This window comes from Archaeoglobaceae archaeon, assembly GCA_038734275.1.
Lineage (GTDB): Archaea > Halobacteriota > Archaeoglobi > Archaeoglobales > Archaeoglobaceae > WYZ-LMO2.
Window position 1 is genome coordinate 35124 of sequence record JAVYOO010000011.1, and the last position, 26488, is coordinate 61611.

29 protein-coding genes are annotated in these 26488 nt (G+C 40.7%); 10 read left to right on the forward strand and 19 right to left on the reverse strand.

What is annotated here, in order from left to right; translation table 11 throughout:
* Position 1: 1 nt before the first annotated feature.
* Both QXI54_09500 and QXI54_09505 read right to left on the reverse strand, forming a co-directional pair.
* Positions 2-343, reverse strand: a complete 342-nt coding sequence (locus QXI54_09500; GenBank protein MEM0303385.1) for a roadblock/LC7 domain-containing protein — start codon at positions 341-343, stop codon at positions 2-4.
* A 73-nt stretch (positions 344-416) separates the two neighbouring features.
* Positions 417-1061 (reverse strand): hypothetical protein, encoded by a 645-nt coding sequence (locus QXI54_09505; GenBank protein MEM0303386.1) that lies wholly within the window; start codon positions 1059-1061, stop codon positions 417-419.
* A gap of 54 nt (positions 1062-1115) precedes the next feature.
* Between QXI54_09505 and QXI54_09510 the strand changes: the two genes are divergently transcribed.
* The 6 genes from QXI54_09510 to hisG are packed head-to-tail and all read left to right on the forward strand — an operon-like array spanning position 1116 to position 6591.
* On the forward strand, positions 1116-1655 hold the full coding sequence (locus tag QXI54_09510; protein ID MEM0303387.1) for a YfcE family phosphodiesterase: 540 nt from the start codon (positions 1116-1118) through the stop codon (positions 1653-1655).
* Positions 1621-2283 (forward strand): molybdenum cofactor biosynthesis protein MoaE, encoded by a 663-nt coding sequence (locus QXI54_09515; GenBank protein MEM0303388.1) that lies wholly within the window; start codon positions 1621-1623, stop codon positions 2281-2283. Before QXI54_09510 ends, QXI54_09515 begins: the two co-directional genes overlap by 35 nt.
* Positions 2283-3734, forward strand: a complete 1452-nt coding sequence (gene argH / locus QXI54_09520) for an argininosuccinate lyase (protein ID MEM0303389.1) — start codon at positions 2283-2285, stop codon at positions 3732-3734. Before QXI54_09515 ends, argH begins: the two co-directional genes overlap by 1 nt.
* On the forward strand, positions 3721-4938 hold the full coding sequence (gatD, locus tag QXI54_09525; GenBank protein MEM0303390.1) for a Glu-tRNA(Gln) amidotransferase subunit GatD: 1218 nt from the start codon (positions 3721-3723) through the stop codon (positions 4936-4938). The genes argH and gatD overlap by 14 nt, the downstream gene beginning before the upstream one ends.
* Positions 4939-4989: 51 nt before the next feature.
* Complete coding sequence (gene fdhD / locus QXI54_09530) at positions 4990-5649, forward strand: formate dehydrogenase accessory sulfurtransferase FdhD (protein ID MEM0303391.1); 660 nt, start codon at positions 4990-4992, stop codon at positions 5647-5649.
* A gap of 33 nt (positions 5650-5682) precedes the next feature.
* Entirely contained in the window at positions 5683-6591 is a 909-nt protein-coding gene (gene hisG, locus QXI54_09535) for an ATP phosphoribosyltransferase (protein MEM0303392.1), read from the forward strand.
* A gap of 3 nt (positions 6592-6594) precedes the next feature.
* Here hisG and QXI54_09540 read toward each other — a convergent pair whose 3' ends face one another.
* From QXI54_09540 to QXI54_09550, 3 genes are read right to left on the reverse strand one after another with little or no spacing between them, the layout of a single operon-like run.
* A complete protein-coding gene (locus QXI54_09540) occupies positions 6595-7368 on the reverse strand; it encodes an MBL fold metallo-hydrolase (protein MEM0303393.1) in 774 nt (257 codons plus the stop codon).
* A gap of 4 nt (positions 7369-7372) precedes the next feature.
* Positions 7373-8053, reverse strand: a complete 681-nt coding sequence (locus tag QXI54_09545) for a TIGR00153 family protein (GenBank protein ID MEM0303394.1) — start codon at positions 8051-8053, stop codon at positions 7373-7375.
* Positions 8050-9066, reverse strand: coding sequence for an inorganic phosphate transporter (locus QXI54_09550; GenBank protein ID MEM0303395.1), 1017 nt, complete (start codon positions 9064-9066; stop codon positions 8050-8052). The genes QXI54_09545 and QXI54_09550 overlap by 4 nt, the downstream gene beginning before the upstream one ends.
* A gap of 47 nt (positions 9067-9113) precedes the next feature.
* Between QXI54_09550 and hxlB the strand changes: the two genes are divergently transcribed.
* Genes hxlB through QXI54_09565 form a run of 3 tightly spaced genes read left to right on the forward strand, consistent with a single transcriptional unit; the run spans position 9114 to position 11883 of the window.
* Complete coding sequence (gene hxlB / locus QXI54_09555) at positions 9114-9659, forward strand: 6-phospho-3-hexuloisomerase (GenBank protein MEM0303396.1); 546 nt, start codon at positions 9114-9116, stop codon at positions 9657-9659.
* A complete protein-coding gene (locus tag QXI54_09560; GenBank protein ID MEM0303397.1) occupies positions 9656-10702 on the forward strand; it encodes a M42 family metallopeptidase in 1047 nt (348 codons plus the stop codon). The genes hxlB and QXI54_09560 overlap by 4 nt, the downstream gene beginning before the upstream one ends.
* Complete coding sequence (locus tag QXI54_09565; protein ID MEM0303398.1) at positions 10699-11883, forward strand: inositol-3-phosphate synthase; 1185 nt, start codon at positions 10699-10701, stop codon at positions 11881-11883. Before QXI54_09560 ends, QXI54_09565 begins: the two co-directional genes overlap by 4 nt.
* Here the strand turns inward: QXI54_09565 and lonB are convergent.
* From lonB to QXI54_09580, 3 genes are read right to left on the reverse strand one after another with little or no spacing between them, the layout of a single operon-like run.
* Complete coding sequence (gene lonB / locus QXI54_09570) at positions 11865-13730, reverse strand: ATP-dependent protease LonB (protein ID MEM0303399.1); 1866 nt, start codon at positions 13728-13730, stop codon at positions 11865-11867. The genes QXI54_09565 and lonB overlap by 19 nt on opposite strands.
* Before the next feature lie 34 nt (positions 13731-13764).
* Positions 13765-14148, reverse strand: a complete 384-nt coding sequence (locus QXI54_09575; protein MEM0303400.1) for a MarR family transcriptional regulator — start codon at positions 14146-14148, stop codon at positions 13765-13767.
* Positions 14145-14366 carry an LSM domain-containing protein gene (locus QXI54_09580; protein MEM0303401.1) on the reverse strand — a complete coding sequence of 74 codons (222 nt, stop codon included), beginning with the start codon at positions 14364-14366 and terminating at the stop codon, positions 14145-14147. Before QXI54_09580 ends, QXI54_09575 begins: the two co-directional genes overlap by 4 nt.
* Positions 14367-14424: 58 nt before the next feature.
* On the opposite strand from QXI54_09580, the gene QXI54_09585 reads away from it, so the two are divergent.
* The gene (locus QXI54_09585; GenBank protein ID MEM0303402.1) at positions 14425-15333 is read left to right on the forward strand and encodes an NAD-dependent epimerase/dehydratase family protein; all 909 of its coding nucleotides are present in this window, start codon (positions 14425-14427) and stop codon (positions 15331-15333) included.
* Here the strand turns inward: QXI54_09585 and QXI54_09590 are convergent.
* The 11 genes from QXI54_09590 to QXI54_09640 form a co-directional block, all read right to left on the reverse strand.
* Entirely contained in the window at positions 15316-16014 is a 699-nt protein-coding gene (locus QXI54_09590; GenBank protein ID MEM0303403.1) for a DUF1614 domain-containing protein, read from the reverse strand. The genes QXI54_09585 and QXI54_09590 overlap by 18 nt on opposite strands.
* A complete protein-coding gene (locus QXI54_09595) occupies positions 16011-16253 on the reverse strand; it encodes a PRC-barrel domain-containing protein (protein ID MEM0303404.1) in 243 nt (80 codons plus the stop codon). The genes QXI54_09590 and QXI54_09595 overlap by 4 nt, the downstream gene beginning before the upstream one ends.
* Before the next feature lie 55 nt (positions 16254-16308).
* On the reverse strand, positions 16309-17451 hold the full coding sequence (locus QXI54_09600; GenBank protein ID MEM0303405.1) for a radical SAM protein: 1143 nt from the start codon (positions 17449-17451) through the stop codon (positions 16309-16311).
* Positions 17429-17677: a winged helix-turn-helix domain-containing protein gene (locus tag QXI54_09605; GenBank protein ID MEM0303406.1), complete on the reverse strand. Its 249-nt coding sequence runs from the start codon at positions 17675-17677 to the stop codon at positions 17429-17431. Before QXI54_09605 ends, QXI54_09600 begins: the two co-directional genes overlap by 23 nt.
* Before the next feature lie 221 nt (positions 17678-17898).
* Positions 17899-19887 carry a DNA topoisomerase I gene (locus QXI54_09610; GenBank protein ID MEM0303407.1) on the reverse strand — a complete coding sequence of 663 codons (1989 nt, stop codon included), beginning with the start codon at positions 19885-19887 and terminating at the stop codon, positions 17899-17901.
* 1 nt (position 19888) lies between these two features.
* Entirely contained in the window at positions 19889-20404 is a 516-nt protein-coding gene (locus QXI54_09615; protein MEM0303408.1) for a KH domain-containing protein, read from the reverse strand.
* Positions 20388-21029, reverse strand: a complete 642-nt coding sequence (locus tag QXI54_09620) for a serine protein kinase RIO (protein ID MEM0303409.1) — start codon at positions 21027-21029, stop codon at positions 20388-20390. The genes QXI54_09615 and QXI54_09620 overlap by 17 nt, the downstream gene beginning before the upstream one ends.
* Before the next feature lie 167 nt (positions 21030-21196).
* Positions 21197-22000 (reverse strand): hypothetical protein, encoded by an 804-nt coding sequence (locus QXI54_09625; GenBank protein MEM0303410.1) that lies wholly within the window; start codon positions 21998-22000, stop codon positions 21197-21199.
* Positions 21981-22919, reverse strand: a complete 939-nt coding sequence (locus QXI54_09630; GenBank protein MEM0303411.1) for a glycosyltransferase family 2 protein — start codon at positions 22917-22919, stop codon at positions 21981-21983. Before QXI54_09630 ends, QXI54_09625 begins: the two co-directional genes overlap by 20 nt.
* Entirely contained in the window at positions 22916-24328 is a 1413-nt protein-coding gene (gatB, locus tag QXI54_09635) for an Asp-tRNA(Asn)/Glu-tRNA(Gln) amidotransferase subunit GatB (protein MEM0303412.1), read from the reverse strand. The genes QXI54_09630 and gatB overlap by 4 nt, the downstream gene beginning before the upstream one ends.
* A 34-nt stretch (positions 24329-24362) precedes the next feature.
* Complete coding sequence (locus QXI54_09640) at positions 24363-26474, reverse strand: heavy metal translocating P-type ATPase (protein ID MEM0303413.1); 2112 nt, start codon at positions 26472-26474, stop codon at positions 24363-24365.
* Positions 26475-26488 lie beyond the last annotated feature (14 nt).

Genomic DNA, 26488 nt, shown 5'->3' on the forward strand with positions numbered 1-26488 from the left:
ATTACACCATCGAAGCCTTCTCAACTGCCTTTTTCATTTCTATCTTCAAAAGCCCATAATTCGTTTTTATGTCTGCCACGACCCCCAATATAAAGTTTCCCGCTTTTGAAACCAGTATTCTTTCCTTTTTACCATCGAGTGTGATTAGATCTGGAGTATCAGAGCTAAGTTTCTCGCAAATCTCTGATGCTTTATTGTATATCTCCACAACTAAAGCGGCGCATATCTCGTCGTCAATCGTCCCCAAAGACTCGGATTCAATTAGAGTCCCTTCAGGATCAGCTATATATACTCCCTTGACACCATTAATTCCAAGCAGATCTGCTATTATGTTCTCGAACATCTGGGATCCCTCTCATTATTATGGTGAACAAACAAGTATATAATACTTATGACCATGTATTGAAAGATAAAAATTATAAAAATTTTGAAGCAAAAGTCTCCGGCATGCTTTTACAATCCTTAGCAAAACTGCAAACTTTACAGTAGTTCGATTCGTTTTTCTCAGGCAAAAATCCGTTTTTAATCATTTTTAACCTCTCTATTAGTTTCAACGCCTTTCTCCGAATTCCAATGTTTGCTTCCGCGGTTCTAATCTCTCCGGAGTATGCGTAGTAAACGAGACTTTTATTCATTCTTGTTATCAAAGCTGTTACCCCCGCTTTTATTAGATCTGGAAACCAAACTCCTTCATTAGGGGCATTTAACGAGACAAAAAGCGGGAATCTATCATCATTGAGCTCAACTATCTCATCAACAGCCAAAGATACTCCAAGTTCTTCTGAAGTGAAAACAACGTCCCAGTCTACGCTCTTGAGCTCTTCCAAGCTTTTGCTAAGAACAAACTTTTTTAGAGCGGTTTCAAATACGTCCTCATTGAACAATTCATTCATCGCTTTAATCCTCTGTTTTGCCCAATCTACTCCGAAACCTCTTCTCAGGCTAAGATAAATCTCTCTCACAGCCTGTTTTTCTGAAAATCCTCTCTCTCCATAGTGGTATCTGTAATAAGCCAGCCTTGGACATGTAAGATAGCTTGTGATATGGCTTAACTTGATCACAGCAAAAGTTTTGAAAGGGGATAAAAATTTTATTTAGGGCAACTAATCTGAGCAATGAGATTGATAGCCACATCTGATACTCATCTTCAAGAACCTCGGATTCCCGAAAAATTACTTGATCTTATCGAATCCGCTGATCTCGTGGTTCATGCTGGCGATTTTGAGAGTTACGAGGTATACAAAAAGTTCTCCGATTACAATCTTGTGGCAGTGAAAGGGGACAACGATGATTCAGGGATCATGGAAGAATTACCAGAAGTTGCAGAATTTAGAGTGGGTAAGCTGAGGATAGGAGTTGTGCATAGGGGGAATTACATAAACAATTTCGATGATCTTTTTTATAGGGCAATGGAACTTGAAGTCGATTTGCTAATTTTCGGGCACATTCATAGATTTGTTTTTGAAAAGCTTAAAGATCGGGCAATTCTCTGTCCTGGAAGTCCTACTCAGCCAAGAATGTCCTTTGCGAGCTGCGCAGAGATCTTGGTTGAGGGAGAAGAGATAAAAGTTAAGTGCCATGCGGTTCAACCAATTTTTTGTTCTTTTGGAGGTGAAGAACTTGAGGCTCTTTGTTGGCGACGAGAAAATTTATGAAGAGTTGAAAAAATCAGCGAAGGCGGTTTTTATAAAAAGAGAAGGATCGGAATTGTTAGCAGAATCCGAAGACTTTAGAATATCTGCAAAGCCGGAATTGATTTTAAATTTGCTTGAATTCTTTGCAGATCTTGGCTACGATTTTGCAATTCTCCAAGCCAATGAGGAGATTGTAATCGTCGAAGAAAAGTATGGATTTAAAATCCCAACCTTTGGAGAGCGCAATACTCTAAAAGTTCCAGAATTTGAAACTCTGAAGTCGATTGTTGAAAAAACAAAGAAGAATGCGGACAAATGCGGGGCGATAGGGATCTTTGTTGGATTTGTTCGCAAAATTGAAAACGAAAAGATTGTTAAAAGGCTTGAATATGAAGCTTTTGATGAAATTCTTTCTGAAAAAATTGCTGAAGTCGAAAACAAAGTCAGAAGTTTTCCAGGAATTGCGAACGCAAAGCTTTATCACAAACTCGGCAAACTTTTGCCGGGTGAGGACATTGTCTATATTGCGGTTGCTGGAGAACACAGAAAAGACATCTGGGAGCCTTTGATGAACGCTGTGGAACTTATGAAAAGCGAATTGCCAATCTGGAAAAAAGAAGTTTATGAAGACGGAGAGAGGTGGATTTAATGCTTAGAGAAGGAAGATTTGGCAGAGAGATGGATTCAAAAGCCTTAAGGTTTTCGAGCTCGATAGAGCACGATGTTAACATCTTTCGCTACGATTTGCTTGTGGATCTTGCTCATACGCTCAATCTTCTCAGGAGCGGTTATCTGAGCAAAGAAGATGCTCAGGCAATCATAAAAGCTCTTAGCGAGATTTCAAAGCGGGGCTATGAAGATTGGGATAAATACGAAGACGTGCATGAAGCGATTGAGGCAGAGATAACGCGAAGAACTCAGGCAGGCAAAAAAATGCACACTGGAAGATCGAGAAATGACGAGGTTGCAACTTGCTTAAGACTTTTTGCGAGAGATCATCTGCTTGAATTAGCTGAAAAGCTAATAGCTCTTCAGGAAGCAATCTTAAAAATTTCTGAAAACGATGCAATAATGCCCGGGTTCACTCACTTCCAGTTTGCACAGCCCACGAGGCTTTCACATCATCTGCTAATGCTCTTCGATCTATTTGAGAGGGATTTCCAGCGTGTAATCGAAGCTTTCAGAAGGGTGAACAAATGTCCTCTTGGCTCATCAGCGTTTGCAGGAACAAGCTACAAACTCGATAGAGAATTTACAGCTAAAATTTTGGGATTCGATGACATTTTGGAACACAGTGAAGATGCGGTTGCATCGAGGGATTTTTTGATAGAATCGGTGAACGTCTGCGTTTCAGCGCTTCTCAATATAAGCAGAATTTGTGAGGAGATAATCTTGTTTGCAACTCTTGGCTTTGTTGATCTTCCGAACGCTTATTCTTCGACTTCTTCAATAATGCCACAGAAGAAGAACCCCGACATCGCGGAGCTTTTGAGAGCGAAGTGCGGAAAAATGATTGGACTTCTGACTTCTGCTATGAGCATTTACAAGGCTTTGCCATTCAGCTACAACAGAGACTTTCAGGAGATGAATCCGATTTTATACACAGCCTTGAAGGAAACAATAGAAGCGGTGGAAGTCTTTACTGGAATGCTTTCTGGGATGAGGTTCAGAAAAGATTTCATGGAGCAGAAAGCTCGAGAAGGTTTCACGACAGCAACGGAGCTTGCAGATATGCTTGTAAAGGATTTTGGGATTCCTTTTAGAGATGCTCATCGTATTATTGCGAGATTAGCTTCTGAGGGCAATTACAGCCCCTCTGCAAAAGACATAGAGCGAAGTGCTAAGGAAATTGGCTACGAAATAAGAGTTTCGGGCGAAAGAGTTGCAGAAGTTACAAAATTGGAGAACATAGTAAACGGAAGAAAGACAATCGGCGGAACCGCAAAGGAAGAAGTGGATAGAATGAGAGCAATGAGAAAGGAAAAGGTTTTAAGCGAAAGAAGAGAGCTTAAAAGGATCAAGAGGAGAATTGAAAACGCTCTTAAGCTTATGTGGGCTGAGATTGAGACTCTTGGGGTGAAATTTGATGCTAACTGGTAAAAGGGTCAGAATCAGGGCGAAAGGAAAGATCTTCGAAGGCATAGTTATGCCAAGCTTTACAGGAAGTTTGGTTTTAAAGCTTGACAGCGGTTACAATGCGGGATTTCATGAATATGAGCTTTTAGAAGTGCTCGAAGAGTTGAAAGCTCAGCCAAGAAAGATCGGGATTGCAAGAAGAGAAGATCTACCCGATATCAAGATTATTTCGACAGGTGGGACAATTGCAAGCAGAGTTGATTACAGAACTGGAGCGGTTACAAGCCAGTTTACAGCTGAAGAAATTGTTTCCGATGTCCCGGAGATTTCAGAAATTTGCAACGTGGATGCAGAGCTTCTCTACAATATTTTGAGCGAGAACATGAAGCCAAACAACTGGATTGAGCTTGCGAGACGGGTTTATGAGTCGCTAAAGAAATATGAGGGCGTCCTTATCACGCACGGCACGGACACAATGCAGTATTCTGCTTCAGCTATCGCTTTCATGCTTTCTACTCCCAAGCCCGTAGTTTTTGTAGGAGCCCAGAGAAGCAGTGATAGACCAAGCAGTGATGCGGTGATGAATTTGCTCTGTTCAGCGAAGCTTGCGGTAAGCGATGTTGGTGAAGTGCTTGTATGCATGCATGGCTCAACAAGCGATGACTTCTGCTATGCTCATAGAGGCGTGAAGGTTAGAAAAATGCACACATCGCGAAGAGATGCATTCCAGAGTATAAATGCCAAACCCGTCGCTAAAATAGACTATCCTTCGCTTAACGTTGAATGGCTATCTTGGAGATTCAGAAGAGGGGAAAGAGAGCTCAGGCTCATAGACAGACTTGAAGAAAAAGTCGTTTTAATAAAGTTCTTTCCAGGACTTAAGAGTGACATAATCGACTACTACCACTCTAAAGGCTATCGGGGTTTCGTTATCGAAGGAACTGGACTCGGGCATGTTTCTACGGACTGGATAGATACTCTTAAAAGGATTTGCGAAGACTCTTTGGTTGTTATGACTTCCCAGTGTCTTCATGGCAGAATTTGCGACAGAGTCTACGACACCGGCAGAGATTTGCTCAAAGCTGGCGTTATTGAAGGCGAGGACATGCTCCCTGAAACAGCGCTTATTAAGCTTATGTTCCTCCTTGGAAACTACAGCCTTGAGGAAGCAAAGAATCTCGTGAAAAAGAACCTTGTTGGGGAGATCGAGCCGAGAAGCACTTATTGAATTTTGGGATCAAAAACTTAAATTTTTAAAACCTCTCATCCAGCACAGCCTGTGATCAGAGAGATCGGCAAAACGCTTGAAATTGCTCTTGAGAAAGAAGTGGAATTCGTGATAAATGGTAAGGCTTATCGGAAGTTATGCACTCCGCTGATGCTTAAGGAATTTGCAGTCGGTTTTCTGGTTTCTGAAGGGATTGTAAAATCTCTGAAAGATATTAAAGTGGACGTCTATGGTGATAGGATCGTTGCTGAAGTCTTGGGGGACACTTCTGATCTAAATTTGGTTTTTTCTGGGTTTTTGAGAAAAGTAAAGCCCTCTAAGATTGAATCAAGAAGGAAATTCAAAATTGATGTGCTAAAAAAGCACCTTGAGCTTATCGAGATCGAAGAATACAAAAAAACACGTGGCTATCATGTTGCGGTTGTAGTCAATGAAGACAAATTTTACAGAGCCTACGATGTTGGCAGACACAATGCAGTCGACAAGGCTATAGGCATGGCTTTGCTAAATAACGCAGAGCTTGGAAACTCTTTCCTTTTGCTCTCAGGTAGAATTTCAAAGGAGATTGCCTTTAAATGTGCGAATGCTGGCATCCCGCTTGTCGTTTCGAAGGCAGCAATTTTTAGCTCTGCAATTGAATTCTGCAAAGAAGTTGGACTTTCTGCGGTTTCATTTGCAACCAACATAGCGGTAGGGGATGCGATTGAGTGAAAGTTTTTTAAAAAGTCTGCGGTGCGTAATATTATGCTTGTGAAGGTATACTTCCCTGACGGTCATCTTGAGAAGCCGATCTGGGATGCGCTCATCACAGCAGGATACAAGCTTGGAAAAAGCGAAAGAGGTTATCTGATCGATGTAGATCATCCCATGCTCATCTTCAAGCAGGTTAGACCACAAATAATGCCGCTCTACGTAGAGCTTGGAAAAGGAGATGGGGCGATCACTGGCGGAGACATTCTTGAGAACTGGAAACTCAAAATGGAGCTTGAAAATGTTGTCGTTCTCGATTATCTGCCACTTCGACCAACAAAGCTCGTTGCAGCCATTTCTGAAGAAGTTTATCCCGACGTTAAAAGCATTGAAGATTTTAAGGCAGTCGTCGGAAACAAGAAGATTTACATAGCTTCTGAATTTCCAGAGATCGCAAAAGAATATGCCAAGAAGAACAATTTGAATGCAGTTGTCTTTGATCCAATTGGAAAAACCGAAGCGTCGATATTGCCCCCTATTCCTGAGGCGGATCTGATAATCGAGGTAACCGAGTTTGGAACAACTTTGAAGGAAAACAAGTGCAGAATAATCGATGTGTTAAATGGACAGGTAAAATCAGTTTTTATAGCAAATAGAGCCTCTCTAAAGGAGAAGGAAAAAAAAGAAGTCCTTGAGAATTTACTTACAGACATAAAGGAAGTTATAGAGTCGAGAAACCTTGTAAGTCTTTACTTCAATGTTCCAGAGAAGAGCAACCTTGATAAGATAATCGAGTATCTGACTTCTCAGGGCTTCGATCCAACGATATCTCCGCTGGCAAAAGGAGCTGCGGCTGTGCACATAATTGTAGACAGATCAATGGTGAAATTCCTGAAGCCAACACTCAGGAGCATGGGGGCAAAGAGAATAGGCACATCGCCAGTAATTACCTTTGGAGATTGATTTTTAAAACTCGAATTCACTACCAACTCCTGTGGGCTTGTATTTATCCCCGAAGGCTCTTGCAATTATCATTTCAGCCTTCAAGCCGGTGCAGTGTGTTGGTGCAATTAGATCGACTTTAACGCTTTTCAAAACCTCTAAGATCTTATCTTCTGTGTAGGCTATTAAATGCGTTCCACCGATTATGAATTTAACTTCGTCGCTGGCAACTTCTTCAGCCCATTTTATAGTATTTCTGAGCCCAGAATGACAGCAACCCAAGAGTAGCACAACTCCTTTATCGGTTTTTATTGCAAGGCTCTGATCGTCTTTTATCTCGTCCCTCTCCTTCATTCCGTCTCTAATTGCAAAGGAATCCTTTAAAGTTGCTGTTTCGAATTCTCTTGGAATCTCTCCAAGAGCCCAGATTCCTTTTGAGACTTCTAATGGTTCTTTGTGCTCTACAAAATCGAAGTAGTTCAAGATCAGTTCTTTCTGGAATGGGAGCCCTATGAATCTGCCTTCAAAAAATCTTGGCAAGAATACGTCGGGGTGAGCGTAAATCGGAACCTTCTTTGGAAAAGGGTAAAGGGCGGTGGTGTGATCGTAATGTCCGTGGCTAAGGACTATCTTATCTGGCAGAGGCTTTTGCAACATGATCAGATTATTTATTGCAGTCCCCATGCCGACATCGAACATAATGACTTCTTTGCTCTCTATTAAAGCTGAGAATCCCCATTCTGCCTTTAATGGCTTTGGAGCTATTATCTTGTTGTCGGCAAGTATCGTAATCTTCATCGAATCACCTGCCGAGTATCATTAATCTGAATCGATCTGCAGATCTTGCTGCAGCGTTTGCTATGTAGCCCAGATGAACTACCCAAGTATCCATGAGGTAAACGTCTAATGGGTTCAAATTTTCGGAATTAAATAATAATTTGTGTAATTTAATTTGCACTTCATCGCATTCATGTTCCAGACTTTCGATTTCTTTTACTATTTCCAGAATTTCATGAACTTCTTTCTTGTCAAAAGATGTTTCAACAAGATTTTTTATGTGTGCAACCATGGCCTCGTATTCGTTTACACACTCCATAATCTGAGCTAAGAGAATTTTGAATTCCATTGCGATCTTGCTATCCATTTTAATTCTCCTGAAGGTCAGCATGTGACCAACATGTTCGCAATTGTTGATTATATCGTCTTGAGTTTTCAGAAATTCAAGCAGATCCTGCCGATCGATTGGTAGAATCAGAGATCTTGTTACATGTGTCCTTATTTCTTCCTTAAGTTCGTCAGCCTGGCTTTCTAATTCGTCAATTTCGTCTTTTAACTTCTCAACAAGATCGAAGTTGCCTTTTTCATAGGCTTCAAATTGTCTCTGTAAAATTCCCACAGCCCTACCACACAGAATAGCATGTTTGACAAGGGTGGGGAAGGGGGAATATCCAAATACTTGCCCCACTGATCTAAAGAACTTCATACGAACACCACCAGTATCGTATATATGCCTATTGAGAGCATCATAGCGATCGGAAGGGTTAGTATCCATGAGAATATAATTTTTTGGACTACATTAAGGTTTACACCCGATATACCTCCAGCGAGCCCAACGCCAATCACGCTTCCCACAAGTGTATGGGTTGTTGATATTGGCAATCCTAAGGCAGACGCTGACAAAACCGTGGTTGCAGTTGCGAATTCTGCGGAAAACCCTCTTGTGAATGTTAACTGGGTTATCTGCTCTCCAACCATCTTTATAACTCTATAACCCCAAGTAGCTACACCCAGTGCGATTCCAAGACCTCCAAATGCCAGGATCTCTCTTGGAATCTCATAATATCCATCTCCTCTTAATCCAAAGATTGCAGCCATTGGTCCGACTGCATTTGCAACGTCGTTGCTTCCATGTGCAAAAGCAACGTAGCAGGCTGTGAACACCTGAAGGTATCTGAAGACATTTTCGACTTTTTCAGCTCGAAATTTTCTAAATAAGAATACCCTTATCAATGAAAAAGTAAAAAAAGCTAAAATAGCTCCTGTAATTGGTGATATTAGCCAGCTGAGCATGATTTTAATCAGCTCACTCCATTTTATGGCATTTAAGGTCAAATGTCCCTGTGAAACAGCTGCAATTCCAAAACCTAGCATTGCACCGACGATTGAGTGCGTTGTAGAAATTGGTAGATTAAGATAGGTAGCAATCGTGATCCACAGCCCTGCTGAAAGTAATGCGGCGATTGAGCCATAAACAACAAGCTGTGGGTCGAGAATTTCTATTGGGACTATTCCCTTAGCTATGGTTTTGACAACGTTCTTGCCAAAAAAAGTAGCACCCAAAAATTCCAGTATTGCAGCCACAATAATTATCTGTCTCAAAGTTAGAGCTTTGCTCCCGTAAGAAGTCGCCATTGAGTTTGCAGCATCATTCGCGCCGATATTCCAGGCGACATAGAAAGCAGAGATGACTCCAAGGATGATCAGAATATCAATCATAGCGTGAAATTGGGATATACTTATTAAGCCTTTCGAAAACAAAGTTCATGCAGAGGTTCATTGACATAATCATTGAGAATGTCCGGAGTATAAATTTAGAGCGCTCAAAGATAGATGAGTTTATCACTCTCCTTGATGGAGCCAATGCAGTATTTGTTCTTGGCATAGGGAGAAGTGGTTTTGTTGCAAGAGCTTTTTCAATGCGGCTAATGCATCTTGGCTACCGTTCGTTTGTTGTGGGTGAAACCATAACACCCAGAATCGGAAAAGGAGATTTACTTATAGCGATTTCTGGCAGTGGGGAAACGGGATACGTAGTTGCTTTTTCTAAAAAGGCAAAGGATTTGGGAGCAAAAGTCATTGGAGTCACTTCTTCAGAAAATTCAAGCCTTGCAAGACTTTCAGATCTAGTCATAGTGCTTAAAAGCAAATTTGGAAAGGAAATAGCAAATATTGCCCCACTCGGAACAATCTTCGAATTAACAGCAATGATTTTCTTCGATTCGATGGTTGCTGAGATCATGGAAAGAAAGAAATTAATGGAAGAAGATTTAGCAAAAAGGCACTCAATTGAGAATGAGGTGGTTATATGATAGAGCTGATAAAGAAGCTGAGCAATGCTCATGGTATAAGTGGTTTTGAAGACGAATTGAGGGAGATAATAAAAGCTGAAGTGGAGAGATTTGCCGATGAAGTCAGAGTAGACTCGATGGGAAACCTAATAGCAACAAGAAATGGTTCTGAGCTCGAAATGATGATCTCCGCTCACATGGATGAGATAGGTTTTGTAGTAAAGCAGATCGATGATAAGGGCTTTATAAGATTCGCACCAATAGGTGGCTGGTTTTCGCAGATAGCTCTAGCCCAAAGGGTAATTTTATATGGAAAAAAGAAAGTTCATGGGGTTATAGGCTGTAAGCCCCCACATCTGATGAAAGATGAAGAGAGAAAGAAGGCCATTGAGATCAGCGACATGTTTATCGATGTGGGTGCTAAGAACAAAGAAGAAGTCTTTAATCTCGGAATAAACGTTGGAACTCCGATTGCCCTTGATAGAGAAGTTGCGATGCTTGCCAACAACAGAATCACAGGTAAGGCTTTTGATAACCGTGTGGGCCTGGCAGTTGCGATCGAAGCCTTTAGAAAGAGCAAAAGCAGGGCAACAATTCAATTTGTAGCCACTGTTCAGGAAGAGGTTGGGTTAAAGGGTGCCAAAACTTCTGCTTTTTCAATTGAGCCCGACGTTGCAATTGCAGTGGATTCCTGTGTGTCTGCAGATTTTCCAGGGAGTGAAAGTGCTCATATGGACATTGGATTAGGGAGAGGGCCAGTTATCACAGTGGTTGATGCTTCGGGGCGGGGATTGATAGTCTCACAGACTGTTCTCAGATGGCTAAAAGAAACAGCTGAGAAATACCGGATTCCTTATCAGCTGGAAGTTGCTGAAGGCGGAACAACGGATGCAAGTGCAATAAATCTAACAAAATCTGGAATACCTGCAGGGGTGATAAGCATACCGGCGAGATACATCCACAGTCCCGTGGAGGTAGTGGATTTGATCGACGTCGAAAATGCGGTTGAGCTTGTGGTAAGGGCTACTGAAACCGTGGAAGAATACTTCGGAGTGAGAAAATGAAGCTCTGGATGATTGGGGCATATGGCATTGTATCAACCACAGCCATGGCAGGTGCAAAGGCTATAGAAAATGGATTGGTGGATAAGACAGGACTTGTGACAGCTTTGCCTTATTTTAAATTGCTTGACGAAGTGGTCCCATTTGAGTTCGATTTCGGAGGTCACGAAATCCGCATGCTACCAAATGCCTTTGTAGCCCTAAAAGAGCACTGGGATCAGAACAAACACTTTGAATATGAACTACTCGAAAAAGTTCAGAAAGATCTAAGTGAGATTGTTGCAAAAAAGGGAACTGCATTGAATTGTGGTAGCGGGCTCATGGCTTTGGGAAGTCTTCAAACTCTTGAAGACGAAAATTTGAGCTTGAGAGAAATTGTGGATAGGATTTGCAGGGATATGAAGGAATTTGCTGACAGGAATACGGTTGTTGTTAATGTGGCATCCACTGAACCTTTGCCAAAATTGAACGAGAAGTTTCACACAAGTATTGAAGGCTTTGAAGAAATGCTCGATGAGGATAGAAAAGAGTTTGCGACCGCCAGCATGCTTTATGCTTATTCTGCTATTAAACTTGGACTTCCGTATGCAAACTTTACTCCAAGCGTTGGTTCTTCAATTTTGGCCCTGAAAAAGCTTGCTGAAGAGAAAAATGTGCCCCACGCTGGGAATGATGGCAAGACCGGAGAAACTCTTGTTAAAACTACGCTTGCACCCATGTTTGCGTATAGAAATTTGAAGGTTGAGGGCTGGATGAGCTACAACATCTTGGGAGACTATGACGGCAAGGTTTTGGCTGCAAAGGATAACAAAGAGAGCAAAATATTAAGCAAGGATAGGGTTCTTGAAAAAGCCTTAGGTTATACCCCCTTTAGCATAACCGAGATTGAGTTTTTCCCAAGCCTTGTTGATAACAAAACAGCATTCGACTTTATACATTTCCGAGGATTTTTGGGTAAGCTTATGAAGTTCTATTTTATATGGGATGCAATAGATGCGATCGTTGCAAGTCCACTCGTGCTGGACATCGCCAGACTTTTAATATTTGCAAAGAAAAACGGAGTTGGTGGTGTGGTCAAGGAACTTGCATTCTTTTTCAAGAGTCCAATGGACTGTGAAATTGTTAACACTCACGAACAATTCGAAATACTTAAAAAATGGTTTAATCAACTTGCAAGGGCGTAGTTATACTCCTTGAATTTTTCGATCAGCTTTATCTTCTTCTCGCTATCTGCTAAGGCATGTTCAAGAACTTCTTCAATTCTCGAAACTGGTATGATTTCGATTTTTCCTTCATGTTCTGAGTCGAGCAAAACATCGTCAGAATTTCCCTTCGGAATTATGACCTTCTTTAATCCTGCCTGAATTGCTGCCTCGATCTTCTGAGTCACACCACCAACTGGAAGCACATCACCACGCACGGAAAGACTTCCTGTCATCGCAACAGATTGATCTACCGGAATATTCTCTATTGCAGAGATTACAGCAGTTGCAACACTTATGCTTGCTGAATCACCTTCAACACCCTCATAAGTGCCGACAAACTGGATGTGAATGTCGAAGTTCGACGTGTCCTTTCCTATTATCTTCTTTATGATTGCTGAAACGTTCATTACAGCCTCCCTTGCAATTTCCTGAAGCCTTCCAGTTGCAATAACCTTTCCTTCGGATTTGCTCATTGCTGGCGTTATTTCCGCAATTATTGGTAGAACTATTCCTGCACTTTCGCCAATAACTGCAAGACCGTTAACTCTACCGACTTCATAGCCCTCTGTAAGGAAAAGCTTGTAGTCCTTTCTTCTCTCTATGTATCTGTCCGCGAGTTGTTCTTCCACAGTCTTTGCAATTTTCTTTGCCTTAAGCACGTGTTCAAGTCTAACAATCTCAGCCCCTTCACTTTTGGCTATGTCTCCAGCAGTCCTTATCAATCCTCCCAGTTCTCTAAGTCTAAGAGTTAGGTGGTTTCTTCTTCCCGCTCTTCTCATCGCCTCTCTTACTATTTCGGCAACTGCGAACTTGTCAAAATGTGGAATCTTACCGTCTTTAACAACTTCCTGAGCAACGAACCTTACAATTTTCTGTCTGTTCTCTGGAGTATCGGGCATTGTGTCGTTCATGTATATCTCGTAGCCATATCCTTCAATTCTGCTTCTTAGAGCGGGATGCATTCCCATCAGGGCATCAAGGTTTCCAGCAGCTACAAGAATAAAATCACACGGCACGGGCTCGGTGCGAACCATTGCACCGCTACTCCTCTCGCTCTGACCAGTAATCGGAAACTTTTTGTCCTGCAAAGCTGTCAGCAGTTTTTGCTGTGATTCAATTGTAAGGGTATTAATCTCGTCAATGTAAAGAACACCTTTATGAGCTCTGTGGATCGCTCCGGCTTCAACTCTTTCATGTGCAGGAGTCTCAAGGCCACCGCTCTGGAAGGGGTCATGTCTCACGTCTCCGAAAAGAGCTCCTGCATGTGCTCCTGTTGCGTCTTCGAATGGGGCAGTCTTTCTTTCAGAGTTATCGACCAACAGCTTGGGAACGTTTCTTTCTTCTCGTGGAATAAAATATCTCGAGACCATTAAAAGAAGTAAACCTGCTATCAATCCCCAGATAAAATTTTTAGGATCCACTATAGCGACATACAGAATTACCATGAAAATCAGAGTAATTACCATGAAATTCCTTGCCTGCGCTTTTTTCATTGCTTCCTGTTTGTAGGCTTCGACAATTTCTTTACCTTTTCCTGCAGGAACGAGTTTTATCTTTGGCTGGTTTGGATCTTGGGGATTCGGGTAGCAGAGTATATCTTCAAGCTCTTCCTTGGGCAAAAGCTCTGCCATCGCCTTTGCAAGCATTGATTTTCCTGTGCCTGGAGAGCCAATGAGCATTACATGTCTTTTTTGAACTGCAGCCTTCTTTATCGCTTCAACAGCGTGATCTTGCCCGATAACTTGATCAATTAATTTTTCTGGAACTTTTATCTCCCGTGTATCCTCAAACTCCAGACCGCCCAGCAGTTCTTTTATCTCGTTCATCTTCACAAATAGTATTTCACCAAAGTTAAAATATCTATCCAAATTTACACACTTTAAGGAACCATACCTCGAGTTTTAAACAGCGTTCTGCTTCGCATTCAAGTTCTAAACAGCCATAACATGGTGGAAGCCTCGCAATTTGCTCCATTCTGTCCATTACTGTTCTTAAATCGAGCCTATCCTCTTCCGCTTTCTTCTCTTCGAATTTTGAAGAAACTATTTTGAAAGTCTTTACACCGTCGACTACCACTTCAACTCTTCGAATTAATCCCTCTTTTTCGAGCTTTCTCAAAATCCTTGAGCACTTACTACTGTCGATTTTAAGCTCTTTCCACAAATCCTTCTGTAAAATCTCTCCTTTTTGGTCAAGAATTTTCAAAATTTCTTCTCTTGTATCTACAATCTGAAAATCGGTCATTCTTGTGGCTTTATAATTACCACGTTGTTTCCTCTGAGCACAATTTCGCCAAGATTTCTGAGTTTCTCATCTCCCTTGCATTCCATTGCGTTCGTTAGGAAGAGGTTCATATATTCGTCCACTCCTTCAAGCTTGCCAACTAATTCGTGTTCTTCACCTTTCATCTCCACTCTGATCACTTTTCCGATAAGGGACTTCACCATTTGGTTCGGTAGCATCTTTATCACCTCCCAAAGTGAAAAAAGTATATATCAACTACCTATAAAAGCTTTGCTGATGATTCTTGTTACGGGTGGCGCGGGGTTTATAGGGAGTCATCTCGTTGATAGGCTTGTAGAAATTGACAGAGTAGTTGTTCTTGATAACCTTTCAACCGGTAGAAGGGAATTTGTTAACGATGACGCAGAATTACACGTCGTGAATCTTGCAGAAGATGATTTGACCAATTTTTTAAAAGGTGCAGATGAAGTTTGGCATTTGGCAGCAAATCCAGATGTAAGGATGGGTGTTGATAAGCCTGATGATATCTACAAGAACAATGTCGTGGCCACATATAGACTTCTTGAAGCTATGAGAAAAGCAAATGTGCGAAAAATCATCTTTACGTCTACATCCACAGTTTATGGTGAGGCAAAGCAAATTCCAACTCCAGAAGAGCACCCAACACATCCGATAAGCATTTATGGAGCTTCAAAACTCGCTTGTGAGGCTTTGATAGAGTCATACTGTCATACTTTTGATTTTCAGGCATACATATATAGATTTGCGAATGTTATCGGGAAAAGGAGCACTCATGGTGTTATCTATGATTTTATAAAAAAGTTGAGGGATAATCCAGCAGAACTCGAAATTCTGGGGAACGGAGAGCAAAATAAGTCATACATCTACATCGAGGATTGCATTTCAGCAATGTTTGTCGGATTAAAGGCTAAAGGGAAAGTAAACATCTTTAACATCGGTTCTGAGGACCAGATTAAAGTGAGGAGGATCGCGGAGATTGTTGCGGAGGAGATGGGTCTAAATCCAAAGTTTAGATTTACAGGCGGAGATCGTGGTTGGAAGGGCGACGTTCCGATAATGCTTCTCTCTATAGACAAACTGAAAGCTTTGGGCTGGAAGCCAAAACTTGGAAGTGAAGAAGCGGTTAGAAAAACTGTTAGAGACCTTTTAGATGAAGAGCACTGAAAATAGGACTGCAAATATTCCCGTGAGGAAAATCCCGTCAAAAGTTCCTGCTCCGCCTATGCTTATAACACCATAACCCACCTTTTCGATCTCTTTAAGATGAAGGATATCCGCTCCGAAAAGCGTTGAAAGCACACCAATGAGGAATGAAAGCTTCGGCAGAAGTATCATAGGAGCATCTGAGAGGCTAAGCGCAATATAACTCGCTATAGTTGCGATTATCGGAGGAATTAGCATCGGGATTACTATTCCAACACCCACAATTGGTCTGGCAAATCCGTAGATTATGATGGAAGAAAGCAAGAAAGCACCAATAAGAAAGAGGGGCGAAATAAGATCGTATATGTCCAGAAGAAGTTTCATTGAAAGAATGACTGGAATAACACACCCCCCAATATTCACCGCCACAATGAGCTTTTTTCTACTCCGGATAGAGTATATGAATCCAAAGATCTCGTATCTCTGCACGAGCTCGATACCTCTTCTCTGGTATAGTGGAACATTGATGAGACTTCCTATTACGATCATACCGAGCAATAGAAGAGATTTTTCGCTATCAACACCGAAAAGAAGTCTGAAAACTGCAGAACCCGTGAACACAAATACGAGTATCAGAAAGGGAACAACGATAAGGATCAAAAATAGTGGTAGTATTATGGGAGGGAAAATGTAGTCCCTCACATTCTCAGCTTCCTCTTGTCGATTACAATGTAATCTTTTAGGGCATGAACGCACTCAAATGGGATTATATACATGTCCTCTTCTTTTCTAAGCTCAGGAATTTCGTTTGTTGGCTTTACAACCAGATTCATTAATGCACCTGTTTTAAAATCAACCGTTATATTGTAGAGAGTGCCAACAACAGTTCCGTCAGTCAAAACCACGGTTTTTCTTGAAAGACTTCTCGCCGGTATTTTCATTTTTATCACCCTTCCGTTGGTGTGTTCGCAAAAATATAAAAATTTTGCTATTACATTAAACTTCTTTACCAACTATTATCCCATCCTTTGTTCTTACGACTTCGAATTTAACGAAATCTCCAATCTTTCTCTCGCTAATTACCGCGACACTCCAGTTATTGGAGATGCAGAGCTTTTCCCCATACATCCTACCTTCTGCAACTATTTTTCCTGAATATATCTCTCCTTTTTTGAATGGTGGCTTTAATGAAGGTCTTTTTTCAATTCCAAAATCTTCTGGTCTCAAAATAAGCTTTACACCATATTCTTTTTCATATTCAGCTAACTTTTTATAAAATTCTTCAAAAGACATACTCTTCCCAACTCTTCTTCCAAAACGATAAGGAATATACTTCTGAATTCCGAGAGGTGGATACCTTTTCCCGGCACCGATATTCAGTGCAAACTCTATTAATTTTGGTATCTCCTCCTCATTATAGCCTGGGACCCAGACAGGGGCTATAAGCAAGTCTATTTTGCTGTTTGCAATAATTTCGGCTATTTCGAGAACTTTCTTCAGCGGGTAACCGGGATGAAGTTTTTTTGCCGTATTCTCGCTTAGGGCACTGATTGAGAGGTTTATTCTACTCATTTTTCCTTCAAGCTCGGATATTCTTTTTTCGTTTAGCGGAATTCCATTTGTCTGCATTGAAATAACCTCAACCCCCTTTATCTTGCTGGCCTCCTCAACAAAATACTCGAGATACGGATAAAGTGCGGGCTCTCCTTGTCCATCCAAATGCAATTCAATTTTATCCCCTTTGAATTCAATTAACTTTCTAATCTCTTCAATCATGTAATCCGGATCCACTATGAAGTCTGTCTTTCTCGTTTTACTCTTTCTACCTTCATCTACACTGCAGAAAACACAGTTCAGATTGCATCCAGAGATGCACCTTATCTGCAAAAGATTTGTTCCCCTGTCTATTATTCCGAATGCTGAATGCCCAAAGAGCGGTATTCCACTCTCTTTTGTAACAAAAACCAGTTCTCTGCCGGTAATTCTATTTATGATCTTTTTGTTTTCATATGTAGAAATTATGTATTCATTTGAATATTTTTTAGAAAGCCTTTCATAGTCTTTTTTTGGAATCCTGATCTCTATTATGTTCCTAAGAACAAAAATCTTCTCTTCCTTACTTTCTCTTTCCTCTAACATCTTCTTTCATCGATTTAAGGGTCTTTTCTCCCTCTTCTGTGAGTCTATAATTGTTACTGATAGTCGAAACAAGGCCATCATCGATCAGTTCAGTCAAAATACCTTCCAATGTGTTGAGGGGAAGCCTTATCTTTTTTGCAATCCCTTCTTTAGTCGTTTCTCCTTTCTGCAGAACTTCCATCAGTCTCAGTTTATTAGGATTCGACGCGATGGAGCCGATCTTCACGATCTAATTTCAGTCTCAAATATTATTAATGCTTTCTCTTCCTATGAAGTTTGGAATTTTGGGGATGTAAATTGAGTAATTGCAAATTTGCAACAAAAACTTTATAAACTATCATTACAATATATTGTTGGGGGTGAGAGCCAAGTCGCCAACACCTCAAAAAGGGTTGGGGCAAGTTTTACCAAATTTTTGTTTATTATTTCTGATTTCATTAAAAGTTCTTAACACTCCTTTGAACTTTTGGATTTTTCAAACTCATTGTAGTTGCAAAGTGGGCAAAAAATCCAGGATTTCTTGCTTCGAATTTTGAGAATCCTAATGTCGTGATCTTTGCATGTTTTTGCTGTTACATAAATCGAACCCTTCTGTGGAAGTGGAAGACTAAATTTGCAGTCTGGATATCCTGAACAGCCTATGAATCTTTTTCCAGCTCTTGATTTTCTTATTAATATCTCTTTTCCGCAATTTGGACACTTTCCGATTATTTTATCCTTTTTTAATCCTTCTTTGAGCTTAGTGGCTACATTGTCTTCATGAATATTTTTCAGAATTTCAAGGAGCATTTTTCTTGACTCTGAGACGACTTCTGACTCACTTTTAGTTCCCTCTGCAATCTTGTCCATCTCATCTTCAAGTTTTGCAGTCATTTCAGGAAGCGTTATGGTTTCTGCTTTATCCTTGAGAACATCGATAACAGAAAATGCTATCTGGGTTGGACGATATGGATTTCCGTCTATATATCCCCTGCTAAGCAGTTTTTTAATTATCTCATGTCTTGTGGACTTAGTCCCAAGATTTAGCTTTTCCATAAGTTTTATTAGCGTTGAAGGGCTGAACCTTGGTGGAGGTTTGGTCTCTTTTTCTTGAATTTTTTTATTCATGATCCGGATGGTTTCACCAACTCTTAGCACCGGAAGTCGAATCTCTTCAGCCTTTGAATAATTGTATATCTCTCTCCATCCGGGTTTGATGAGCTCTCTTCCTCCAGCAATAAATCTAACACCGTTACTATCAAGTTCAACACTTCTTATTTCCCAGATAGCATTTTCGGCAAGTGTAGCAAGGAATCTTCTGACTATAAGCTCGTATATTTTCCATTCATTTGCACTGAGTTCATTGCGTTTAGCAACTGCAGTGGGATAAATTGGTGGATGGTCCGTTGTCTCTTTTTTCCCTCTTGAAGGGACTATTTCTTTTTGACTAAGGACAATTTTTGCTTCCTTAGCAAAATCACTATTTAAAAAAGCTTTTGCTATTTCCAAAAGGTTTAGAGACGCTGGGTAGACAGTGTTATCCGTTCTTGGATAGCTGATATAGCCATTTATGTATAAATTCTCAGCAATGCTCATTGCCATATGAGGTGGTATGAAATTGGATGCAACCCGGAGAAATTCTGTTGTGTTGAAGGGTATCGGCTTTGCCTCTGCTCGAGTAATTGATTTGAAATTCTTGACTATCGCATTCTCTCCAACTTTCGATAGGACTTTTTTTGCCTCATTAATGTCCTTATATCTTTCAGGATGCTTTGCTAAGAAATTTTTAAGATCTATAAAAATCTCATAGTATTTTTTAGGCTTGAAATTCTCAATCTCTTTCTCTCTTTCAATTATTAGCCTTAAAGTCGGAGTTTGCACTCTACCAACACTTAGAAAATCCTTTCCAAGCCTACCAGAGCTCAAAGAAATAAATCTCGTAAGAACAGCTCCCCATATTAGGTCAATCTTTTGTCTTGCGAGTGCTGAGTTTGCGAGATTGAAGTCAACCTTTGCTGGAGAATTGAAGGCCTTTAGTATCTCCTCCTTTGTGATGGCACTAAATCTAGCTCTATCAACTTTTAAATCATCTCTTGCTATTATCTCGAGCGCCTCAACCCCTATAAGTTCTCCTTCTCGATCGAAATCTGTGGCAATTGTCACACGCTCTGCTTTTTTCGCAAGTTCTTTCAGCAAGGAGATTATCTCTTTTTCTTTTTCTTCTTTTATAAAATCTGCATTAATTAAATCTAAAAGCTTTGTCTTTGTCCAGCTTCTGAATTTCTTGGGAAAATCAAGCTCTAAAATATGCCCTTTGAGCCCAATAACATATGCATCTCCTGAAGGGGAGTGATAATAAGAAATTTTGCCCTTCTTTAAAGTTTTTACATCTTTAAAAAGTATTTTGGCTATTCTTTCTGCAGCGTTCTGCTTTTCGGTGATTATGAGCCAACTCATGTTAGAATCCTAATTTGAAGTCTCTTCGCTTCCTTTCGATGAATTTCAAGACTGTAGAGTGCTGAGCACCGTTTATAAGCATGTTTATTGCTTCTCTTGCAATAGTAACATTTTCAAAGTCCCCAATAATCGAAACAAAGTTGTTGTAAATGCTAAGATTCACATTTAGCATGTCTTCAATTTGTTTTTTCATAGTGCCTTCTTTTCCTATAATTCTGCCCAAAATTCTCTGCATAGCTTTTTCTGGGATTAGCTGGGATAGATCGATAGATTCGAATATTAGGTCTTCATTTTCGAGGAGCTTCAGGCTTATTTCTGGACTAAAACCTCTCGAAATTGCTGTTATAACGTTTTTCACCTTCATCAGACTTAAACTGTCCGGACAGTCAACTATCACAACATTTTTTACCACTGAAATTTTGCATCCGCACTTCTCTTCAATTTTCTTCTTATTCTCCCCTTCTTTTCCCAGAATTACCCCAACCCTATCTTCTGGAACTTCAATCTCGAGTCTCATTTCTTTCACCTACAACTTCCGCGTATACCTGATCCTCATCCACTTTCACTCCAAACTTGCGGAAAAATCTAACGAGGTTTCTAATGTCTCTTCTTAAAAATTCATTTGCTTTTGGGTGGTCTATCAAAACAGCTTGACCCATGTCAATTATCACAGGCTCTTCGAGTAGCATTATGTTGTATTCGCTGAGATCAGCATGCACGAGTTCTGCAACCTGATAAAGCTTTTTCAGGTTTTCCATAATTTCATCGAATATACCATCTACGTCGAGTTCAGCCAGTTCTTTGCCTATTTCAGCAAGAGTTGGGGCAGGAATCTCATTTTGTCCAATGAATTCCATTAAAATAACATTTTTAAGAAAAGCATAGGGTCTTGGAACACGAACACCGCTCTCAAAAGCTCTTTCAAGATTTCTGAATTCTTTTTCTGTCCAAAGGTAAATTTTATCCTTCGGAGCAACTCTGTAATCGAATCTTCGGTCACCAAAAATGTATTCGTCCATTTTGTCAAATGAGCTCGTTTCAATTCGGTAAATCTTTACAGCCATCGGCACAACTTTGCCCTCGAATATTCCATCTGCATAGAAAACATTTGCTTCTTTGCCCGTGCTCACAACACCTCCCATCGCTTTTATGAACTTCGTTGATAGCTTATAAAGAACCTTGAGGGTTCTTGTGTCAAGAACTTCTGCATAGATCTTTCTGTCTTCTTCACCTATCTCCTTTATCCTGAGTTTGTCAAGAAGCCTGTCAAAGTTTTCGATGCAATTCCTACGGCTAAGATCTTATAAATTTACCCCTTCCATCGACCTCTTCGTTCGAAAAATATGAAAAAGAGAGAAGCCGAAATCAGAAAGATAGAAATCAAAGCAATTGGAGATTCTGAGTATTCAGCAAATTTTAGCTTTAGATAGTAGCTTCCACTCCCTTCAAGAATTACGCTGGCTTCTCTATCAAACTCTCTGATATTGTAGCTCAAATTTCTGTATTCGATAATTTCCGCAAGTGGTATGATCATCACTCTTTCAGCTGTCAAGTTTCTTTCTATCTCCTCTGAAGCGAGGGTGTATGCAATTCTTATGCTTCCGGATCCGTTTTCTGGCACCAGTAGTGACCTAAAAGTAATTGAACTACTTGAAATATCGAGAGATAAGAAGTCGAGATTCGTTGCTATTACCTGCAAATTGCTAAAGGCTGGCATCTGAACTTCCAGATCTCCTTCAAAATTCAAATCTCCTCTATTAGACACAACAATGATTTCGTCAACACTTCCATTCTGATTAATTATTGTGTGGAGCATTACATTCAGGTTCTGGGTTGAATTGGTAAATCCAAGGTTGAACTCAAGCGTCTCGTTACTCTTTAAAGCGAGCCTTTTAATGAAGGTCTTGTTCAGTGCGTTTAACTCGAAGGTATAGTTTCCTTCGGGTAAGGTGAGTATTTCTCCAGATTTGACAGTTTTTTCAGCAAAGAGCCCACTTTCATTGAAAATTCTCAAATTGGCATCTCCATCGTAATTTTTTAAAATAACAACCACTTCTAATCCCTGAACTGGGATAATGAGCAACATTAACAGGCTAAGCTCTTTTAATCGCATTCCATTCAGCCTCCTTTTTGAGTATATAATCTAAAAAAGCGGAAATTGCCGAAGCCTGAAGGACAATTGCGTAGATTACAAGACCCAAGAAAACTTTTATTTTTGAGATTTTGCGATAATAGGCTAATAGCGCTGGAATCGAAATGGGCATGATTGGCAGGAATATTATTGGAACATAAGTAAGCGTAAGGGCGCAGAACCACGAAATTTTTACCATTCGCTCCGCTTTTTTCATTTCTTTCCTGTATCTCCAAAGCTGCAACCCTCCGAAATACCATCTCCTTCGCTGGCTGAAGAAATCTTTCCAGCTCATTGGAGCCTGCTCAAAAACCCTGCCCTGCACAAGTATAGCTTTAAATCCCTTTGCATGCATTCTCGTTGCGAAGTCCGCATCCTCAGCCATCGCCTTCTCGTTCAGACCCTCACGAAGCATTTCATATCTTAGCACACCAATCATTCCGTTAAACTGCTTGAAGGCACTTTTGGAGAGCAGGAAGTTTATTAGCCGATACTCTGCCTCAATTGTCTCAGAAACGAGGTTTTTTGCGTTGTAGATATAGCGTCTTGCAGAAGCGATGTAGGCATTTTTATTCTTTAAAAGCTCAGAAATGCAGTTCTGAATGGTTTCTTTGTCAATTCTGGTATCAACATCCATTATTAGAACAAATTCTGGATTAAAATCACTGAGATAACGAACTGCATCGTTTATAGCTCCCGCCCTTTTCCCTCTCCTTCCTGTTCTTTCTAATACTTCTACACCCATGCTTTTTGCGATTTCAACTCTTTTATCGTTCTCACCATTTTTATCAATCACATAAACAATTTTATCCACTCCAAGACTTTTTACATGTCTTATGCTTTCTTCAACAACTTTTGGCTCTTCAAAGGGTGAAACTGGAACAATCACTGCGAGCTTCATTCGAGCATCTTTGCGATTATCTTTGCAGTCTCTTCTGGATCCGCCCTTCCGCGGGTCTTCTTCATAACCTGCCCAACAAGGAAATTCAAAGCCTGCTTCTTTCCACCAAGATAATCCTGAACTGCTTTCGGGTTTTCCTGAATCGCTTCTCTGCAGAACTTCTCGATCTCAGACTTTGGAATTGCAAATAGTCCTTTTTCCGCTATGATATTTTCGATTTCCCCTCCTTTGTCGAGCTTTGTTCGTATTACCTCCACGACACCTTTTTCAGTAATTCTTTCTTCTAAAAAGAACTTCAGCAATTTGGCGAATTCCTCAGGCTTTAATTTTTCAAAGCATTCGTAGAAACTCCAGTCCCTGTAGTTTAACTCCCCTCTCAGAATGTCAACAACCCATGTTACCGCCACTTTTGGCTCAATTAGCTTAGCAACTTTTTCAAAGTAATCCGCCATCTTCAAGTCGAGAATTAAAACCTTGGCATAGTTATCAGTTATACCGTATTGCTTCTTTAGCCTCTCCCTTTTCTCCTCAGGCATTTCTGGAAGTGTGCCTTCGACTTCCTTAATCAGCTCTGAGGTAAAAACTACAGGCAAATCTGGCTCCGGGAAATAACGATAGTCCTGCTCCTCCTCCTTACTGCGTAGCGATACGGTTATTTCTTGAGCCTCGTCAAAATGCCTTGTTTCTCTAACAACCGATTTGCCCCGCTTGAGCAGATTCTTTTGCCTCAAAATCTCGTAATTCAGAGCTTTTTCAACTCCCTTAAAGGAAGATATGTTCTTAACTTCAACTCTGCTTCCACCAGCAATCGAGATGTTTGCATCAACTCTCATTGCCCCCTCTAATTCGCCATCAAATACGTCAAGATACTCAAGGATCATTCTTAGCTTGTTTAGAAATATCCTTGCCTCTTTTGGTGAGCCAATTACTGGTTCTGTAACTATCTCAAGCAGTGGCATCCCGCTTCTGTTGTAGTCGATCATGGAATAAGTTGCAGTGGTAATCGAACCTTTGTAACTGAGCTTTCCAGGATCTTCTTCGATGTGAATTCTTCTAAGTAAAATCTTCTTTTCACCGCCGTCGGATTCGATAGAAACGTAGCCTCCAAGAGCTAAAGGTCGATCGTATTGGCTTATCTGGAAGTTTTTGGGCAAGTCAGGGTAGAAGTAGTTCTTTCTGTCAAATACGGTCATTGGCTGAATCTTCGCGTTTAAAGCTAGGGCAACCTTTATCGCTGCCTTTATAGCTTCTCTATTTATAACAGGCATCGCACCAGGCATTCCAAGGCAGACTGGACATACGTGGGTATTTGGGGGGCTTTTATGGTAATCAGTAGGACATGAACAGAAGAGTTTGCTCTTAAGTTTGTTCAGCTGAGCGTGAACTTCAAGTCCTATGACCACGTCCATGTGCAAAAGAAATCATGAGGTTTAAAAAATTCACCTATATCTGTTCTCTTCTTAGAGACAATGAATTCATTACAACGCTAAAGCTACTCATAGCCATGGCTCCCGCAGACCACTCTGGACGGAAAGGAATGCTGAAGAGAAGGAATGAAAGCCCACCCGCAAACGGAATAAGTATTGCATTGTAAAAAACCGCCCAAAAGAGGTTTTGTCTGATCTTCGCCATAATTTTCCTGCACAACTTTATCGCCTTCACGACTTCTGTCGGATCATCTTTTAGCAAAGCAATGTCTCCAGCCTCAACAGCTATGTCTTCAGCTTTTCCGATTGCAATTCCAACGTTTGCTTGAGCCAATGCGGGAGCATCGTTTATACCATCTCCAACAAAAATCACTGCATTTCCCCTTTCCTGAAAATCCTTAACGACTTTAAACTTCTCGGTCGGTAGAACCTCTGCAAAAATGAAGTCAACCGCAAGAGTTTTCCCAATCTCCTCAGCAACGCTTTTTCGATCTCCACTTACGATTCCAACCTTAAATCCCATTCTCTTAAGTTCTGCAATCGCCTTAACGCTGTTCTCCTTTAATTCATCTTTTATCACAAATTGCCCCGCAATTTTGCCTTCAACTGCTAGAAATACTCCATCTCCTTCTGCATTAATCCCCTTCTCTTTAAGAAATTCTGAATTTCCCAGAATAACCTCTTTTCCATCAATTTTAGCTAAAACGCCTTTTCCAGCAAAAACTGTGAATTCTTCTGGCTCCAATGGTTCAATTCCTAATTCTTTAGCCTTATCCATTATTGCTCTCGCAATGGGATGATCTGAGAACTTCTCCGCTGAGACCGCAAGTTTTAGCAATTCTTCTTCTGACAGCCCATAGCTAAGGACTTTCACAAGTTCTGGCTTTCCCTTAGTCAGCGTGCCAGTTTTATCAAACAAAATTACTCTGCTTTTTGTAGCTTCTTCAATAGCCTCCGCATTTCTTATTAAAATTCCTTTCTCCGCTCCTTTTCCAAGTCCAACCGTTATAGCTGTTGGAATTGCCAAGCCAAAGGCACATGGACAGGCTATCACAATAACGCTCAGCAGAGTTGTGAAAGCAAAAAGTGAACCCTCTGCCAAGAGCCAGTAAAGGGAGCAAATGATTGCGATTGACAACACAGCGGGTATGAAGTAAACTACAACTCTGTCTGCAATTCTCTGCACTTCTGGCTTTGAGCTTTGAGCAAGCTCCGTGATTCTTATGATCTGCGAAAGCAAGCTCTCTTCTCCGACCTTTTCAGCCTTTATTTTGAGTATTGAATTCTGGTTGACAGTCCCACCTACAACTCTGTCTCCCGCTCTTTTGAAAACTGGCAATGGCTCGCCCGTGATCATCGATTCATCCACATAGCTCTCTCCTCCAACCACAATTCCATCTACAGGAATCCTTTCGCCCGGTTTAACGATAACTACTTCCCCAATGCTCAAATCGGAAACTGGTATCTTTAGCTCTTCGCCATTTCTTATGACTGTTGCTTCCTTTGCCTGAATTGCTAAAAGTTTTTTAATTGCCTCTCCCGTTCTACTCTTTGCCCTTGCTTCCAAGTATTTACCAAGGAGTAGAAAGCTCATAAGGATTACACTCTCTGGGTAGAAGTTGAAATCCCTCGGAATTAGCCTTAGTGTTGCCAATATACTCGAAATGTAGGCTGAGCTTATTCCGATCGCATACATAACCTCCATTGTGAGCATTCCTCGCCTAATAGAGCCAAATGCCTTCTTGAAGATCTCTCTGCCAGCATAAGCTATTGCAAAGCTTGCAATTGCTAATTGGATTTCGAGAGCTAAAAGATCCTTGGAGACAAAAAGAAAGACTCCCGAGATCCACGCTATGGCCAGATTTTTCTTAGCATTTCTTAATTGCTCTTTTTCATCTTCAGTTGTCTCTTCAACTCCAATGAATTTGTAGCCAATTTTTTCGATCTCATTTCTTAGATCTTCAATTCCAATCTTTGAGGGATCAAAAACGATCCGTGCTTTTTCTGTTGCCAAGTTAACGCTCACATCAATTACTCCGGGCAATCTTTTTAGAGTTTCTTCGATTGTTTTTGCACACATTGCACAGCTCATCCCGTCGATTCTCGCAACGATTTCGTTATAGTTCACAATTATAGAATGCT